The 17,571-nt window shown below is 64.7% G+C and carries 11 protein-coding genes and 2 pseudogenes; 2 read left to right on the forward strand and 11 right to left on the reverse strand.

Features of this window, described 5'->3' with window-relative positions:
- Nucleotide 1: 1 nt before the first annotated feature.
- A pseudogene (locus IPN92_12140) lies at nt 2–2,642 on the forward strand (DEAD/DEAH box helicase family protein).
- A 9-nt stretch (nt 2,643–2,651) separates the two neighbouring features.
- Here IPN92_12140 and pyrC read toward each other — a convergent pair.
- The 8 genes from pyrC to acs form a co-directional block, all read right to left on the reverse strand.
- On the reverse strand, nt 2,652–3,692 hold the full coding sequence (gene pyrC / locus IPN92_12145; GenBank protein MBK8638975.1) for a dihydroorotase: 1,041 nt from the start codon (nt 3,690–3,692) through the stop codon (nt 2,652–2,654).
- A 178-nt stretch (nt 3,693–3,870) separates the two neighbouring features.
- Nucleotides 3,871–4,338 (reverse strand): hypothetical protein, encoded by a 468-nt coding sequence (locus IPN92_12150; GenBank protein ID MBK8638976.1) that lies wholly within the window; start codon nt 4,336–4,338, stop codon nt 3,871–3,873.
- 112 nt (nt 4,339–4,450) lie between these two features.
- Complete coding sequence (locus IPN92_12155; protein ID MBK8638977.1) at nt 4,451–5,080, reverse strand: dephospho-CoA kinase; 630 nt, start codon at nt 5,078–5,080, stop codon at nt 4,451–4,453.
- A 4-nt stretch (nt 5,081–5,084) separates the two neighbouring features.
- A complete protein-coding gene (locus IPN92_12160) occupies nt 5,085–5,954 on the reverse strand; it encodes a prepilin peptidase (GenBank protein MBK8638978.1) in 870 nt (289 codons plus the stop codon).
- A 9-nt stretch (nt 5,955–5,963) separates the two neighbouring features.
- Nucleotides 5,964–7,196 carry a type II secretion system F family protein gene (locus tag IPN92_12165; GenBank protein MBK8638979.1) on the reverse strand — a complete coding sequence of 411 codons (1,233 nt, stop codon included), beginning with the start codon at nt 7,194–7,196 and terminating at the stop codon, nt 5,964–5,966.
- Between the two features lie 5 nt (nt 7,197–7,201).
- Nucleotides 7,202–8,926, reverse strand: coding sequence for a type IV-A pilus assembly ATPase PilB (gene pilB / locus IPN92_12170; GenBank protein ID MBK8638980.1), 1,725 nt, complete (start codon nt 8,924–8,926; stop codon nt 7,202–7,204).
- Nucleotides 8,927–8,990: 64 nt separating this feature from the next.
- The gene (locus IPN92_12175; protein MBK8638981.1) at nt 8,991–9,824 is read right to left on the reverse strand and encodes an NYN domain-containing protein; all 834 of its coding nucleotides are present in this window, start codon (nt 9,822–9,824) and stop codon (nt 8,991–8,993) included.
- Nucleotides 9,825–10,007: 183 nt separating this feature from the next.
- Nucleotides 10,008–11,954 carry an acetate--CoA ligase gene (gene acs / locus IPN92_12180; GenBank protein ID MBK8638982.1) on the reverse strand — a complete coding sequence of 649 codons (1,947 nt, stop codon included), beginning with the start codon at nt 11,952–11,954 and terminating at the stop codon, nt 10,008–10,010.
- A 433-nt stretch (nt 11,955–12,387) separates the two neighbouring features.
- Between acs and IPN92_12185 the strand changes: the two are divergent.
- Nucleotides 12,388–13,631, forward strand: a pseudogene (locus tag IPN92_12185) (ISNCY family transposase).
- A gap of 260 nt (nt 13,632–13,891) precedes the next feature.
- Here IPN92_12185 and IPN92_12190 read toward each other — a convergent pair.
- From IPN92_12190 to IPN92_12200, 3 genes are all read right to left on the reverse strand, one after another.
- Nucleotides 13,892–14,575 (reverse strand): 3'-5' exonuclease, encoded by a 684-nt coding sequence (locus tag IPN92_12190; protein MBK8638983.1) that lies wholly within the window; start codon nt 14,573–14,575, stop codon nt 13,892–13,894.
- Nucleotides 14,576–14,584: 9 nt separating this feature from the next.
- Nucleotides 14,585–16,456 carry a cyclic nucleotide-binding/CBS domain-containing protein gene (locus IPN92_12195; GenBank protein ID MBK8638984.1) on the reverse strand — a complete coding sequence of 624 codons (1,872 nt, stop codon included), beginning with the start codon at nt 16,454–16,456 and terminating at the stop codon, nt 14,585–14,587.
- Nucleotides 16,457–16,647: 191 nt separating this feature from the next.
- The gene (locus tag IPN92_12200) at nt 16,648–17,484 is read right to left on the reverse strand and encodes a hypothetical protein (GenBank protein ID MBK8638985.1); all 837 of its coding nucleotides are present in this window, start codon (nt 17,482–17,484) and stop codon (nt 16,648–16,650) included.
- Nucleotides 17,485–17,571: the final 87 nt, after the last annotated feature.

Raw genomic sequence — 17,571 nt, forward strand, 5'->3', positions numbered from 1 at the left:
CATGCCTTTGCGCGACTTGGAGTATCAGGCCCGGGTGCTGACCCGGTTCGACTAATATTTGACCGAGCTGGCGGTGCAGAAGGCGAGGGCCGATAAGATCGCCGTCGCCAATGCGGGGGAGTCGGACCCGGACCTGATTCGGCCGGTGCCGAATTTTCCGGCCACCGCCTGGCGGGCGCTGAAGGAGGCTGGCAAGCTCCCGCCGAGCCGGGTGAAGGTTCCGTTCTCGCCCCGCGCCGACGGAATGCGGCGCCCGGTCCCCAATTGCGTCTTCAAGGTGCCGACCGGTGGCGGCAAGACCTATCTCGCCGTCTCGGCCCTGTCGCGCCTCTTCGGGCGCTACCTGGGGCGCAGCACCGGGTTCGTGCTCTGGATCGTCCCTAACGAGGCGATCTACACCCAGACCAAACGCCAACTGACCAACCGGCAACACCCCTATCGGCAGATGCTCGATGTCCTCTCGGGTAACCAGGTCCTGCTGCTGGAGAAGGGGGACAAGCTGGACGCGCGGGATGTGGACGCCGGCCTGTGCGTCATGCTGCTGATGTTGCTGTCGGCCATCGGCAGACCAACGAGACCTTGCGGATGTTCAAGGACCGCGGCGATGTGCGCGGCTTCTTCCCGGATGAGGGTGACCAGGAGGCACAGACCCAGGTGCTCAAGGAGACCCCGAACCTGGACGCCTACGCCGTGTCCGCGACCAGCGGTTCCTTCTGGCCCATGGTCAAGGACTCGCTGGGTAATGCGCTGCGACTGATCCGCCCCGTGGTGGTCATGGACGAGGGCCACAAGGCGACCCCGGAGTTGGCCTTCAAGACCCTTTATGGCGGCTTCAACCCCTGTTTTGTGCTGGAACTGACCGCGACCCCAAAGGATGTGCTTGCCCGTGGCGGGCAGAACCCGAGACCGGCGCGACCGGCCAATGTGCTGGTGGAGATCACGGGCCTGGATGTGGACCGGGAGGGCATGATCAAGATGCCGCTCAACCTGGACACCCGCGGGGGCAGCGATTGGCGGGAAACCCTGCGCAGTGCCTTGGAGCGACTGAATAACCTAGATGCCGAGGCGCGGCGGTTCCAGGGTGAAACCGGGCGTTACATCCGCCCCATCCTTTTGGTGCAGGCGGAGCGCACCGGCGCCGAGCAGCGAGACGGCGGCTTCATTCATGCCATGGATGTGAAGGAGTGGCTGGTCACTGCTGGACTGGACGAGCCCGAGATTGCCATCAAGACCGCTGATACCAACGACCTGGCCGCGCCTGAAAACCTTGACCTACTGGACCCCACCAACCGGGTGCGCGTCATTATCACCAAGCAGGCCCTACAGGAGGGGTGGGATTGCCCCTTCGCCTATGTACTTTGTTCGCTGTCGGCGAGCCATAACGCAAGCGCCCTGACCCAACTGGTCGGGCGCATCCTGCGTCAGCCGCACGCGCGAAAGACCGGCGTCGCCGCCCTGGACGAGTGCTATGTGGTCACGCACCACGCAGATACGGCGCGCGTGGTGGCATCGATCAAGCAAGGATTAGAGGAGGACGGGCTGGGCGATCTGGTGCGGGAGATTCGCGTGCGGACCCGGACGGCGGCGGCCAGGGTCCCCGCCGAATCGGACGTCGTCCCGCCTTCGCCAAGACCGACATTTACCTGCCCGAGGTGCTGCACGTCGCCGACGGCGCGGTGCGGCAACTTGACTACGAGCAGGACATCCTGTTTGCGCTGGATTGGAGCGAGCTCGACCCGGCACCCTTGGTCGCGAAGATCCCGGACAACTTCACAGCCGCGGAGCGGCAGATGCGGCGCATCCGCCTGGTGGATACGGGCAAGGAGCGGTTTCTGGCGGAGGTGACAGGCGAGACTGGCGAGCGCCTGGCCTTCGATCCCGCCTATGCCGTGCGTATGGTGTCGGACATCGTGCCGAATGCCTGGATTGCGCGGGAGATCATCGGCGGACTGGTCGCTGGGCTGCAACGCCGGGGCTTTGCGGAGGAGACGCTGGGCAAACTCCACGGGTTGCTGATCGAGGAGTTGCGCAAGTGGCTGGACGGCGAGCGGGACCGGATGGCCGAGGCCCATTTCCGCCAGGAGGTCGCGGCGGGGCGCATCCAGTTCCGGCTACGCACCGACCGACACCATTGGACGATGCCGGCGGACTCGGTGACCTACGAACCCGAAGGGGCGGACCAGATGCTCGGTACCGACGGCGGTCCCCTGCAACGGAGCCTGTTCGCACCGATGTACAGGCACGACCTGAACCAGGAGGAACGCGAGGTTGCCGTCTACCTGGACGCGGAGCAGTCCCTGGTCTGGTGGCATCGCAACGTCGCACGGCACCAGTATGTCCTTCAGGGTTGGCGGCGCGAGCGCATTTATCCCGACTTCATCTTTGCCGTGCGGCCCGGCAACCGGTACGACAAGGGCGAACGGCGGGTGGTCATGGAGACGAAGGGCGATCACCTTCAGGGCAACGCGGACACCGAGTACAAGCGGGCGGTGCTGGACCTGATGACCCAAGCGTTTCTGATCGATCAGACCCAGCGCGTTGGCGAGCTGGCGATAGTCAACCCGGATGGGACCCGGGTGGAGTGCGACCTGGTGTTGATGAACGAGTGGAAGGTCAAGCTGCCGAAGAAATTTCAGACCTGAAGTGGTTGCCTACCCTGCCAGCAGGCGCCAGCCGATGGTCTCCCCCCCGCGCAGGGGTCTGACCTGGGTCGTTCCGAAGGTATAGCTGTCCGGTACTTGCCAGGCATCCCGCCGCAGCCGGATCGTCTCCCGGTTGCGAGGCAGACCGTACCAGTCCGCGCCATGAAAACTGGCGAAGCCCTCCAGCTTGTCCAGGGCCCCCGCCTGATCGAAGGCCTCCGTGTAGAGTTCGATGGCGGCGTGGGCGCTATAAATCCCCGCACAGCCACAGGAACTCTCCTTGGCCCCTACCGCATGAGGTGCGCTGTCCGTGCCCAGAAAGAAGCGGGGATGGCCGCTGGTGGCCACCGCTACCAAGGCCTGGCGATGGCGCTCTCGCTTGAGAACTGGCAGGCAATAGAAGTGGGGGTGGATGCCGCCGGTCAGGATGGCGTTACGGTTGTAGAGGAGGTGCTGAGGCGTGATGGTGGCGGCCAGGGTTGGCGGCCCCTCGCGGACCAGGTCGGCGGCGTCCGCCGTGGTGATATGTTCGAAGATGATCCTTAACCCGGGAAAGTCGCGCAGCAAGGGCAGTAGGGAGGCCTCGATGAAGCGCTGTTCGCGATCGAAGACATCAATCTCGGTATCGGTCGCCTCGCCATGCACCAGCAGGGGCATGCCGGCCTCCTCCATGGCCGCCAGGGCGGGGTAGATGCGCTCCAGCCGGGTAACCCCGTTCTCGGCGTTCGTCGTCGCCCCGGCAGGGTAGAGCTTGGCCGCGATGATGGCGTTCGAGGCCTGGGCGCGCCGAATCTCCTCCGGCGCCGTGCTGTCCGTCAGATAGAGGGTCATGAGGGGCGTGAAATTCAGGCCCAGGGGCAAGGCCGCCTGGATACGCCCCCGGTAGTCGATGGCCTGGGTCGTGGTCACCACCGGCGGCTTGAGATTGGGCATGACGACGGCGCGGGCGAAGCAGCGCGCCGTGTGGGGCAGGACCGAGGCCATCTCGGCCCCATCGCGCAGATGCAGGTGCCAATCGTCGGGGCGGGTGATCTGGAGTTCCTGGGTCATGATGGGCTGGATATTGGGTTGCGGGCAGGTGGTCGGAGGCTAGAAAGAGGGGGTCACCCCATCTTGTCTCTAGGTTAAAGCCGGCTGGGAGAGACGGAGGTACTGCCTGTCCCAGCCGCCATCAAAAAGGCGGCCTCTCGGCCGCCATTTCTTATGGGCGAAAGCCAGGATGGTAAAGTTAGTTCTTGGTGGGTGCCGGAGTGGCGGGGGCCGGAGTGATCGGAGCCTTAGCCGGGGCGGCGGGAACTTTAGCTGGCGCGGCGGGTACCTGCGCCGGGATAGCGGGAACCTTGACTGGCGCGGCGGGTACCTGCGCCGGGATAGCGGGAACCTTGGCTGGCGCGGCGGGTACCTGTGCCGAAGTAGTGGGCGCCTTGGCTGGCGCGGCGGGTGCCTGTGCTGGCGTAGCGGGAGCCTTAGCCGGAGCGGCGGCCGCTTCCTCGCCGGTCTTCCTCTCACCCTTGGACTTACAATAGGCGGCGACCTCCTTGCCATCCTGACGCTTATAGCCACTGACCCAGGAGCACCCGGGGTTGGCGCTACAGGCGGTCTGGTCGAGGCCCTTACACTCCGAGGCGGCCTGGACGGCGAGGCTGGGCAGGACCAGAAGGGCGCTAAGGGCGATGAAGGAAATGGACTTGGTCATGGGGGTGTCTCCTTGGTTTATTGTTGGCACTCACGGGATTATTTCCTCGCGATAAGGAGCATAAACGAGGGGCACCCTGCCCTCAAGCGGGAATTTACGGGCTTTCAAGCCATTATTGGGGGCCTGGATGTTGGGCGAGGCTCAGATAACGTTGGTGCAGGGCCTCGGTCTCCGCCATGAGGTCTTCCAGGTGACCGCTATTGTCAATCAGGTCATCGGCGCCCTGGCGGCGGGTCTCGCGCCGGGCCTGGCTGGCGAGAATGGGGCGGACCTCCTCCGCGGTCAGGCCGCCGCGCGCCATGACCCTGGCGACTTGCAGGGGTTCGGGCAGGTCCACCACCAGGATACGGTCGGCGACATCGGTCCAGCCGGTCTCGAACAGGAGCGGGATGGCGAGCACGGCATAGGGCGCCTGGACCTGGGCCAGTTGCTCGTCCATACGGGCGCGGATCAGGGGGTGGAGGATGGCTTCTAGCCGGTGGCGGGCGCTGGCGTCGCTAAAGATCAGCCGTCGCATGGCGACCCGATCCAGGCTGCCGTCGGCGGCGAGGGCCCTGGAGCCAAAGGCCGCGGCGACGGCGGCCATGGCCGCGCCACCCGGGGCCGTGAGGGCGTGGGCGAGGCGGTCGGTGTCGATGACGGCCGCGCCCAGTTCCGCCAGGCGCTCGGCGACGGTGGTCTTGCCGCTGCCGATGCCACCGGTCAGGGCGACGACCAGCCGGGGGCGGCCCGAGGGAGTCATGGCCTCAACCCAGCCCGCTCCACTGGAGGTAGGCGCCATTGATGGTTTCGCCCCAGAGCAGGGCTATCCAGCCCGCGGCGGCCAGGTAGGGACCGAAGGGCAGGGGTGTGTGGCGATCCTGCCCGCGCCGGGCGAGCAAAGCCAAGCCGATGATGGCCCCGACGACGCTGGACAAGATCAGAATCATGGGTAAGGCCTGCCAGCCGAGCCAGGCCCCGAAGAGGGCGAAGAGCTTGAAATCACCGTAGCCCATGCCCTCGCGGCCGGTGATCAGCTTGAAGACTTGATAAATGGTCCAGAGGAAGAGATAGCCCAGGGCAGCCCCCAGGATAGCGTCCCGGGGGCTGGAGAAGCTGCCCGCGAGGCTGAGCAGCAGCCCCAGCCACAGCAGGGGCAGGGTGATGCTGTCCGGCAGGAGTTGGGTGTCGATATCAATGCCCGCGAGGACGATCAGGCCCCAGGTCAGGGCCAGGGCCGCGGCGGCCTCCCAGGTCACCCCAAAATGCCAGACCACCAGGAGGGACATTAGGGCGGTTCCTGCTTCGACCAGGGGGTAGCGGGCGCCGATGGGATTGGCACAGGCCGAACAGCGGCCCCGCAGGAAAAGATAGCTCAAGAGCGGGATATTCTCCCGCGCCTTCAGGGCATGTCCGCAGTGGGGGCAGCGGGAGCCGGGCAGGGCCAGGGACAAGCGCTCCGCCCCCGGGGCCTCCTCGCCGGCTAGATCGGCGCATTCCCGTCGCCAGGCCTGCTCCATCATCAGCGGTAGGCGGTGGATGACCACATTGAGGAAGCTACCCACCGCCAAGGCAAAGAGGCCGACCGTGGTGTAGAGCAGGGCGGGGGTTTCGATCAAGAGTTCAATGGCTGACATGGGGTTTGCTCACACCGCGGCGCCCATCTTGAAGATGGGCAGGTACATGGCGATCACCAGGCTGCCCACCAGGCCGCCAATGACGACCATGATCATGGGCTCCAGCAGACTGCTGAGGGCATCGACGGCGTTATCCACCTCTTCCTCGTAAAAATCCGCCACCTTGCCCAGCATGTCGTCGAGGGACCCGGCCTCCTCGCCAATGGCCGTCATCTGAATGACCAGGTGCGGGAAGAGGTTAGCCTGGCGCATGGATAACTGGAGCGACTGACCGGTGGCGACCTGTTCGCGCATTTGCAGGATGGACTCGGAATAGACCACGCTGCCGGTCGCCCCGGCCACCGAGGTAAGGGCCTCCACCAGGGGTACGCCGGCGGCGAACATGGTGGCGAGGGTGCGGGCAAAGCGGGCGATGGCGGCCTTGTGGAGGATGGGGCCTATGATGGGAAATTTAAGCATGGTCCTGTCCAAACCTTCCCGGAGCTTGGGGGAGCGTTTGAAGGCCTGGGCAAGGGCGTAGCTGGCGCCTCCCAGGGCCATGCCGATCAGCCACCACCATTCGACCATGAAGTCCGAGATGCCGACCACCAGGAGGGTGAAGGCCGGCAGGTCGGCGCCGAAACTATCGAACAGGGACTTAAATTGGGGTATCACGAAGATCATGATGACGGTGGTCACCACCACGGCGACGATGATGACCGCGGCCGGGTAAAAGAGGGCCTTTTTGATCTTGCCCTTGATGCTTTCGGTTTTTTCCTTGTAGGTGGCGATCTTGTCCAGCATGGTATCCAGGACGCCGGCCTGCTCGCCGGCCTGGACCAGGTTGCAGAAGAGCTCGTCGAACTGGAGGGGATGCTTGGCCAGGGCCAGGGTGAGGGCGGTGCCGCTCTGGATGTCGTTCTTGATCGAAAGGATGAGGTCCTGCATGGCCGGGTTGTCGTGGCCCCGGCCCACGATGTCGAAGGCCTGCACCAGGGGGACACCGGCGGACATCATGGTGGCAAGCTGGCGGCTGAAGACGCTGATGTCCTTGCTGGTGATCTTCTTCTTACCACCCCCCAGACCCTTGGATTTCTTGCGTATCTTGATCGGGTTGATACCCTGGCGGCGCAGATCGGCGCGCACCGAGGCCTCGTCGGACCCCGGCGTCTCCCCCTTGACGCGCTGGCCGCGCCGGTCCAAGCCCTGCCAGGCGAAGAGCAGATTTTTATCGGGATCGGGTTTCCTGGCAGGAAGGGCCATGAGCATTATTCCTTGGTCACGCGGTTGATTTCCTCCAGGCTGGTGACGCCGGCCTTGACCTTGCGCAGCCCGGATTGGCGCAAATCGAGGATACCCTCGGCGCGGGCCTGGTCGCCCAGTTGGATGGCGTTGCCGCCCTCCATGATGAGGCGGCCCATGGCCTCCGAGATAGGCATGACCTGGTAGATGCCGACGCGGCCCCGATAGCCCTGATAACAATGCTCGCAGCCGACGGGCTTGTAAACGATCAGCCCCTCGTCTATCTCCTTTTGGCTGTAGCCTTCCAACAGCAGGGCCTTGCGTGGGATCTTATCCGGCTTGCGGCAGTGACGGCAGAGGCGCCGGACCAGGCGCTGGGCCATGATCAGCAGGACTGAGGAGGCGATATTGAAGGAGGCGACGCCCATGTTGGCCAGCCGGGTCAGGGTCTGGGGGGCATCGTTGGTGTGCAGGGTCGAGAGCACCAGATGGCCGGTCTGGGCCGCCTTGACGGCGATCTCCGCCGTCTCCAGGTCGCGTATCTCGCCGACCATGATGATGTCCGGGTCTTGGCGCAGGAAGGCGCGCAGGGCGGCGGCAAAGGTCAGGCCGGTCTTGAGGTTCATGTTGACCTGATTGATGCCCGTCACCTGGATTTCCACCGGATCCTCGACCGTGGAAATGTTCACCTCCGGCTGGTTGAGGAGGTTGAGGCCGGTGTAGAGGGTGACCGTCTTACCCGAACCGGTGGGACCCGTGACCAGGATCATACCGTAGGGTTTGCCGAGGGCGGCGAGGAAGGCGTTCTTCTGCTCCTCGTCGAAACCGAGTTGCTCCACCCCTGCCAGGGTGGTGCCCGTCTCCAGGATACGCAGCACCACCTTCTCCCCGTAAAGGGTTGGTAAGGTGTTGACGCGAAAATCGATATCGCGGGTGCGGCTGAGCTTAAGCTTGATGCGCCCGTCCTGGGGAACACGCCGCTCGGCGATATTCATGCGCGACATCACCTTGAGACGCGCCACCAGACGGTGCGAGATATTGACGGGGGGAGAGGCGATCTCGTGCAACATGCCATCCTGACGGAAGCGGATGCGAAAGGTCTTCTCGTAGGGCTCGAAGTGAATGTCAGAGGCACCGCTGGAGATGGCATCCACCAGGATTTTGTTGATGTAACGCACCACCGGCGCCTCGTCAACATTGAGTTCCTCCTCGGTAACCGGGCGCTCCTCGGCGGCGGCCTGTTCGAGATTGACCAGATCCGAGGCAATGATCTGGCCCATGACCGAATGGGTGGACTCCAGGGCACGATTGATGGCCTTCTCGATCGCCACCGCCAGCTTATCCTCCTCGACCAGCACTGCCTCCGTGGTTAGGCCGGTGTTGAAGCGGATTTCGTCCAGGGCCTGGTGGTTGGTCGGGTCGGATAGGGCGACGAAGAGGCGGTTGCCGCGGCGGTGGATGGGCAGGGCCCGATGCTTGCGCACCAGCCTTTCATTGACCATGTCCAGCGGCAGATTGCTGGTGTCGATGGCGCTCAGGTCCAGCAGGGGGATGCCGAGTTCCTCGCGGGTGGCCAGGGCGATACGGCGGCTGTCGAGGATTTTCTCCTCGACCAGGTACTGGACGAACGGCTTGCCGCGCTTGGCGGCGGCGGTGAAGGCGCTTTGGGCCCGTGCCTCAGAGATCAGTTTCTCGCGGATAAGGCAGGAGGCTAGTCCGGACAAGGGAATGGTGCGGGCGGGGATGGCCATGGGGCTTTCGTGCCGGTGGGTAACCAGACCGATTTCAGGTATTAAAAGGCCCTGGCCATGCCGGTCAGCGATTCACCGTAAAGGCGAGTCGGACGTTATTGGCTACCAGGCCGTTATCCTTCTGCTCGCTCTCGTTGAGATAGAACTCCAGGACGGTCTCCCGGTTCATGAGCATGTCCTCGCTCACCTCGTCGGCGATCTCATTGGCGTGGCAGAAGACGCTGGTATAGGGGGAGCCCTCGTCGCGAGGGTCCGTGATCCAGAGATTGGGGGAGATGTGATTCATGAAGCGCAGGAAGCCGTAGCCCTTTTCCGGGAACCACTTGGTGCAGACGCCGCGCACGCAGGAACTCGGCTTGCCCCATTCGTTGCGGGGCTCGTAGGTGACGGGCAGGAGTTCCGGGATCATGTAACCTGAGTAGTAGGCGTCCACCTCTTGCTGGAGTTGGCGCGAGACGTTCTTGAATCCGATGAGTTCGACGCGGCAGCCGGTATTCTGCAAGGCGTTGACAACCTGTAGGAAATCGCCATCACCCGTGACGAGGAGCACTTGGTCGAGCTTGCCGGCCTGCAGCATGGCATCCACGGCCATGTCGAGATCGGCATTGGCCTTGGTGGTGACATTGCCATTTTCGTCCGTGTAGCGGCGGACATATTTGACGGTGATCTTCCAGCCGAAGTCCCGCACCATCTGCTGATAGGCGCGGGATTTTTTTGCGTATTCCTGATCTTCCCTGGCACGTTCGAGATCGAAAGCCAAATAGGTATTGAGGCGCTGGAGTATGCCCTTCTCGCGCGCGGCAAAGCGGCGCAGGACGTCGTAGCGCATCTGATAACCGCCGTTGTAGCGGACATTCTCGGCATCGACGAAGACGCCAATTCGCATATGTGCACTCAAAATTATCATCTCCTTAAACAAAAGCGACGGGGAGGCGCTGGCATCCCCGTCGTTCACGCTAGATTAAAGGCTACTTCCCTCGTTAATCAGGGCCCCCTGCAGTCCCTGTCACATCCGATCAGCCGGGGCCTTTCGATCCCCACAGGGGCCCAGGCGGTGAACCGCCCGGGCCCGGTCTTGTGGTTACTGGTTGGCCCGGTTCTCGATCAATTCGTTGACCACGGTCGGATCGGCCAGGGTCGAGGTATCGCCCAGGCTGTCGATTTCGTTGGCGGCAATCTTGCGCAGGATGCGGCGCATGATCTTGCCCGAGCGGGTCTTGGGCAGGCCCGGGGCCCACTGGATAAGGTCCACGATGGCGATGGGTCCGATCTCGCCACGCACCATGGCCACCAGTTCCTTTTTCAGGGCATCGGTCGGCTCGATGCCGGCCATGGGGGTGACGTAGGCGTAAATGCCCTGACCCTTGATATCGTGCGGGTAACCCACGACCGCCGCCTCGGCGACATGCGGGTGCAGCACCAGGGCGGACTCGATCTCGGCGGTCCCTAGGCGGTGACCGGAGACGTTGAGCACGTCATCGATGCGGCCCGTGATCCAGTAGTAGCCATCCTCGTCGCGGCGGGCGCCGTCGCCGGTGAAGTACTTGCCCGGATACTGGCGGAAGTAGGTGTCGACGTAGCGCTGGTGATCGCCATAGACGGTACGCATCTGCGCCGGCCAGGGCTGGGTGATGACCAGGGCGCCTTCGCCGGCGCCCAGGATGGGGGTCCCTTCCGCCGGGTCCACCAGGGCCGGGACCACGCCAAAGAAGGGGCGGGTGGCCGAACCAGGCTTGAGGGGGGTGGCGCCGGGCAGGGGGGTGATCAGATGGCCACCGGTCTCGGTCTGCCACCAGGTATCAACGATGGGGCAACGGGCGTCGCCAACTACGCGGTAGTACCACTCCCAGGCCTCGGGGTTGATCGGTTCGCCGACGGAACCCAGGATGCGGAGCGACTGGCGGGAGGTCGCCTTCACCGGCTCCTCGCCGGCCCGCATCAGGGAGCGGATGGCGGTGGGGGCCGTGTAGAAGATGTTGACCTGGTGCTTGTCAACCACCTGCCAGAAGCGCGACATATCCGGGTAGTTGGGAATGCCCTCGAACATCAGGGAGGTGGCGCCGTTGGCCAGGGGGCCGTAAACGATGTAGGTGTGGCCGGTGACCCAGCCGACGTCGGCGGTGCACCAGTAGATCTCGCCTTCCTGGTAATCGAAGGTGTACTTGTGGGTCATGGCGGCGAAGACCAGATAGCCGCCCGTGGTGTGCAGGGCGCCCTTGGGCTTGCCGGTGGAGCCGGAGGTGTAGAGGATGAAGAGCGGGTCTTCCGCGTCCATTGCCTGGGGCTCGCACACGGCGGAGGCACTGGCCATGGCCTCGTGGTACCAGACATCGCGGCCCTCGGTCCAGGCCACCTTGCCGCCGGTGCGCTGGACCACCAGCACGGTGCCGACGTTCGGGCACTCGTTGAGGGCGGTGTCGGCGTTCTTCTTCAGGGGTACGTTGCGTCCACCGCGCACGCTCTCGTCGGCGGTGATGAGGACGCGGCAGTCGGAGTCCAGGATACGGTCGCGCAGGCTGTCCGGGGAGAAGCCGCCGAAGACGATCGAATGGACGGCGCCGACCCGGGTACAGGCCAGCATGGCCACTGCCGCCTCGGGAATCATGGGCAGGTAGATGCAGACCCGGTCGCCCTTCTTGACGCCCTTGGACTTGAGGACATTGGCCAGCTTGCAGACTTCGGTATGCATCTCCCGGTAGGTGAGTTTCTTGTCCTCCGCGGGATTATCGGCCTCCCAGATGATGGCGACCTGATCACCGCGCGTGGCCAGATGCCGATCCAGGCAATTGTAGGAAACATTGAGCTGGCCACCCTCGAACCACTTGATGTAGAGATTCTCGGGGCTGAAGCTATAGTCCATCACGGTGTCGAATTTTTTACTCCAGGTGACGAATTTCTCCGCCTGCTCGGCCCAGAAGCCATTCGGGTCATCGACCGAGCGTTGGTACATGCTCGCGTATTGCTCGGCGTTAATATGGGCCTTGGCGGCGATGGCGGCGGGAATTTCGTAAGTCTTGATTTCCGACATGGGAACCAATCTCCTGTTCTGAGGTGGTGAATTAATATCCGCCGGCTTTGGGAAGGAGCCGGAGATAAAGAGCTTGCTTTTGGTTATCGGCCAATCCGGGTGGGGCTTGGCGACCGATGTTCCTGACGCAACGAGCGCGCATTCTTCTTGATTTAGCGCCGCAGCGGGATTAATGCCGCTTGCGTGATCCTCGTCTCCCCCGACCCTACAGGGTTCGGCGGTCCTTATGGGGACTGTCCTCCTCGCCTCCCTAGCCAGGGCGATGTCGACACCGATCCCTGGATGGAAGGATACCCAAGTCTAAACACTTGTCGCGGCCTTCGCCAGCCCTTAGCCCCGCCTGTTAGCCCAAAGTAGTAATGTCCCCTTTGTGCAGTTTAGAAATGTCCCCTTTTGGTTAACGGGGGGGGCGATGCCAGAGGAGATGATCGAGTTGACGAATCGAGCGCTACACCGCCTGAAGGTCGTCGAGGCGGTCACGGACCGGCGGCTGACACAGGCGGAGGCCGGGCGGCAAATGGGACTCACGACGCGGCAAGTGAAGCGTCTGGTGGCGGCCTACCGGGCGCAGGGGGCCGCGGGACTGGTCTCCCGGCGCATCGGGGAGCCGTCGAACCGACGGCTCAAGGAGCCGCTACGCGAGGCGATTCGCGCCCTGCTGGTGGATCGTTACCCGGACTTTGGGCCAACCCTGGCCCAAGAGAAGCTCGCCGAGCTGCATCAGATCGAGGTCTCCGTCGAGACGATCCGCCAGCTCCAGATCGAGCTGGGGCTGTGGCGACCCAAGCGGCGCAAGGCCGCGCGGGCACATCAGCTGCGCGAGCGGCGAGGGCGCTTCGGCGAGCTGATCCAGATCGACGGCTCACCCCACGACGGGTTTGAGGGGCGCGGCCCGCGCTGTACCCTGATCGTTTTCATCGACGACGCCAGCGGGCGCCTGGTGCAGTTGTGGTTTGCCCCCAGCGAAACCACCGCAGTCTACATGCAAGTGCTACGGTGGCATCTGGAGCAGTACGGGCGGCCGGCAGCGTTCTACTCCGACCGCCATAGCCTCTTCCGCATCACCCAGGTGGAGCCCGCCAACGGCGCCACCACCACCCAGTTCGGACGCGCCCTCACCGGACTTGAGATCGAAGCGATCCACGCCCGCACCCCGCAGGCCAAGGGGCGCGTAGAGCGGGCCAACCAGACCCTCCAAGACCGGCTGGTCAAGGAGTTGCGTCTGCGCGGCATTAACGATCTGGAGAGCGCCAACGTCTACCTGCCGGAGTTCATGGCCGACTTCAACCGGCGCTTCGCAGTAGCCCCAGTTCAGGAGAGGACGCCCATCTTCCCCTCGTGCATCGCCCGCGGGAACTGGACCTGCTGCTCTCGGAGCAGGAGGAGCGGACCCTGTCCAAGAACCTCACCGCGCAGTACCGCAACGTCGCCTATCAGCTGCAACACCCTGGACCGGGATACCGCCTACGCGGGGCTAAGGTGACTGTCTGCGCCCTAGCCGACGGGGAGGTCGTGCTGCTCCGGGAGGGCCGCGAGCGGCCTTACACCACCTACCGCAAGGGGGAGCAACCGCCGCCGGTCGCGGACGAGAAGACCCTCAACGAGCGGGTCGATGGCGCTCTTGACAAGCAACAACGGCAGCGTGCCAAGCCGGCCCTCGATCACCCGTGGCGCCAGGCCGTGGCGAGGGCAGCCGCCCGCACCGCCACCTCATCCGCCGCCCCTGACCCCGCACGACCACGCCGCCGGCTGGGCGGCCAGACGCCCGTCGCCCTCCGGGCTCCTGCCGTCTGGCCCGCCAAGCCGGCGTACCCCCCGGTTCTACCCCCTCCCTAGCCGAGCCGAGCCGCTAACAGGGGACATCTCTATTTTGGACAGAAGGGGACATTTCTACTTTGGGTTGACAGCCCTTAGCCCCGCCGAGGCCGCCAGGGCCCTCAGACGAGGAATTCCCGCAAGGCGAAGCCCTTGCCGCTGTCGCGCTGGGCGGCCTGGGCGAGGAAGAGTTCGCCCGCCGCCAGGGCATCGCTGAGGGCATTGTGAGCACCGTAGCGGGGCAGGTTATAGCGGGCGCCCAGATTATGGAGACGCAGGTCGGAGCCTTTGAAAGGCATCTGGCGCTGATGGAAGTTGCGTAAGGCCACGGCTTGCGTATCGACGATGGGCACGATCAGGGGTCCCCCCAGGTACCGCTTGCAGGCCAGGTCGATGAAGGTCTCCTCAATGTAGGAATGATGGGCGATCATGACCTTGCCCGCTAGTTCCAGGAGGAATTCGGTCAGCACCTTTGCGAGGGGCTCGCCCGTGGCTGCTTCGTCATCCAGGATCTGGTGGATGATGGCGCTGGCCTCGGGGATGGCGCGATCGGTGAGGACCAGGCGGTGGCGGGCGGTGGCCAGATCGATGCTGTAGCCGTGGAGGGCCACGTAGCCAAAGCTGAGGATGCTGTCCCGTTTAGGGTCCAGTCCCGTGGTCTCCAGGTCCACGGCCAGGTATTCCACCTGACGATAGTCCGTCTTCGGGTCGGGAAAGGGCCTCGCCAGATAGTCGCGCAAGGGCCCCACCGGCAACTTGCGGAGGTGCCAGCGGCGGCGGAAGTCCGGGGTCAGGGGCCAGGTCATGGTCAACCGTCAGCCAAAGCGTCCAGCCTGATAGCGCTGCTCGAGATAGTCCTGCATGGTATTGATCAGGGAGAAGGCATCCTTGAGGTGCCCTCGCTCCAGACCCGACAGGGAGTCTGGGGCCAGGAAATTGTCCGCTTTTTGTCCCTGGCGTAACTGCTCGGCCTGGTGGCGCAGGCGGAGGGCGCCGATCAACTCCAGCGCATCAATGAGATTGGCCGCCCCATCCTGACTCACGGCCTGGTATTTAGCCGCCTGTTCCAGGCGCTCGGTGGTGTTGACGGCGGGCTGGCCCGTTGTCAAGGCATAGACCCGGGCCATGTCGATGATGGGTACCGTGCCGCGATGCTTAAGGTCCAGGGTTTTGTCGTGGTTGCCACCACTGACGAGGACGAAATTGCGGAAAAACCCCAAGGGTGGCCGATGCTTGAGGGCGTTGGCCACCATGTAGCCGATGAAGATGCGGTTGGCGCGGCTGAGGTCGAGGACATGTTCGCGGAGTTCTCCGACCATGCCCTCCGGGTCATGAATCGCCCGCAGGTCGAAGAAGATGCTGGAATGCATCAAGGCCAGGGGCTCGGGCCGTTCGATCCAGGAATTGAAATACTTGCGCCACATGCGCAGGGGCTGGCGCCACTTGGGATTGGAGGCCATGACGTTGCCGGGGCAGTAAACATAGCCACAGGCGTTGAGGCCATCATTGACGATGCGGGCCAGGGCGGCGAAATAGGCGTCATCGTCCGGCTTCATGTGGTCGGCGATGAGCAGCGCATTGTCCTGGTCGGAATGGGACGATTGCTCGCGCCGGGCCTGAGACCCCGCGGCCATCCAGGCATAGGGCACCGGCGGGGGCCCCAGTTCCTGCTCCGCCATCTCCAGCAATCGCGTGGTGATGGCGTCCGTGACGGCGCTCACGGCCTGCCCCACCTGATCCGTCGTCGCGCCACTCCTGACGAGCTGCACCTGCAGGTCCGCTACCTTGGCGCTGAGGGCGACCAGGGCCTCCAGGTCCCTGGCCTTGTGGATGTCGCCAACCATGTACACCGAGTTGGCGCTCTGGAAGCGGACCAGGTCGGAGGTGGAGAGCATGCCGATGACCCGGCCATCCTCCAGCACCGGCAGGTGGTGGACATTCAGCCGGGTCATGGTGATGAGGGCGTGAAAGGCCAGGGTGCCGCTGGTGATGGTATGGAGGTTGGTGGTCATGATGCGGGTGACCGGTTCCTCGAAAGAGAGGCCCGCCGCGATACAGCGGGTGCGCAGGTCGCGGTCCGTGATGATGCCCGCCAAACGCTCCCCGTCCATGACGAAGATGGAGGCGACGCGGGCCTCGCTCATGGCGGTGGCAGCCGCGCGGATGCTGGCCTCGAGCGGGACGCTGGTGACCTTGCGACCGGCGACGAAGTCGTGGATGTTGACCGTCATCAGGTTGCCGCCGCTCGTGGTCGGCTCCAGTTGCATCAGGTCCAGGGCCTTGCGCAGCCGCTCGCGCTGGGAGTGATCGAAGAAGGTGGCGAAATCCGGGTAATCGGCGCGCAGTTTGGCGAGGTCGGCGCAGGTCAGGAGGTAGCAGAGGGTATCCTCGGCGGTCGTACCCGTGAGGGTCAGCGTCACGTCAACCTGTAGGCAGGCCGTGGTGCAGAGATCGCCCTCGGCGAGCTTGCTCAGCAGGTCACCCCTGGGGTTGCGCAACTCCACCGCGCCCCGCCGGAGGATGTAGAGGTAGGGCTGGTCCGTGTCCTTGGGGGGGAGTTCCAGTCCCCGCCGAAAATAGCGTACCGACAGCTTTTTGGGCAGGCTGTCCAGCACCCCCCCCGGCAGCAGGTCGAAGGGATGATGGCTAGCCAGGAAATCGCGTATTTCGAGCAGTTCCACATCCATCGCGGGAGTTCCAAGGTTAGGCGAAAACGCTAACCATACACGAACCAACCTAACCCGTGCCTTGCCCTCGCTCAACAAAGCTGGGCTTGCGGGCCAGGCGATGGTTGGGCGGCGGCACCCGACGCAGGTCGAAAGGGATCGGCGCCGGCGCGATGGGCTCGCGCGCGGCGCCTCCTGGCCAGTGGGCGGGTTTAGTTTTTTCTGCCCGAGGGGACCGCGGGGCGGATGAGGGGGTTTTTGGGGGCGACGGGCCGGGCGGGAGCCTGGCTGGGATGCGGGCTCCCGGGGGAGGCGCCCGGGGAGGCAGTGTCAGCGGCGGTCATGGCGACATCGCCGCTGCCCTCGGCCAGGGTCTTGGCGCGTTCCAGGGCCTTGCGGGCCTTGTCCTCCGCCGCGTTCAGGCGCTCCTGGGCTTGCCGGGCATCATCCAGGGCCCGTGCCGCCTCGCTTTGCTCCTGGGCGCTGGCCTGGGCCAGGGCCTGGGCGGTGCGCGCCTGGGCCTCGGCGGTCTTGGCCTGAGCGCGGGCCGTCTCCGCCTGGGCGGCAGCGGTCTCGGCCTGGGCCTGGGCCTCCAGTTCCAGTTGGGCCTGGGCATCGGCGATCTTCCTGGCCGCCTGGGCCAGGATCTCCTGGCGCGCCCGCTCGCTCTCCGCCGCCGCCGCCTTGCGTACGGCCTCGACCTCGGCCCGGGTTTCGGATTTCATGCGCTCGACCAAGGCCTGGGCCTCGCGTCGCGCCGCCTCCGCCTGCTCCCTGGCCTCGGCGGCCTGCTTGAGGGCGTTCTGAACCTCAGCATGGGCCTGGGCGGATTTGGCCTGGGCCTCGGCCTGGAGTTGGGCGGCCTGAGCCTCGGCCTTGGCGGCATGGGCGCGGGCGGTGGCGGTCTCCGCCTGGGCCTCTGCTTGGGCGCGGGCTACCTTCTCCTGGGCCAGGGCGACCTCGACCTGGATCCTGGCAGCCTCCGCCAACTCCCGGACCAGGGTTCCCAATTGCTTGGTGGGCTTCTCTTTATTTTCCTTGGCAGACATAGGGGTCTCCTCGTTAGCAGACATGGGGGGCTCATCAACAGCGGGCATAGGGGGCTCCTCTTCAACAGGCATAGGGGGTCTCCTTGT

It is taken from the genome of Chromatiaceae bacterium, from assembly GCA_016714645.1.
GTDB lineage: Bacteria > Pseudomonadota > Gammaproteobacteria > Chromatiales > Chromatiaceae > M0108.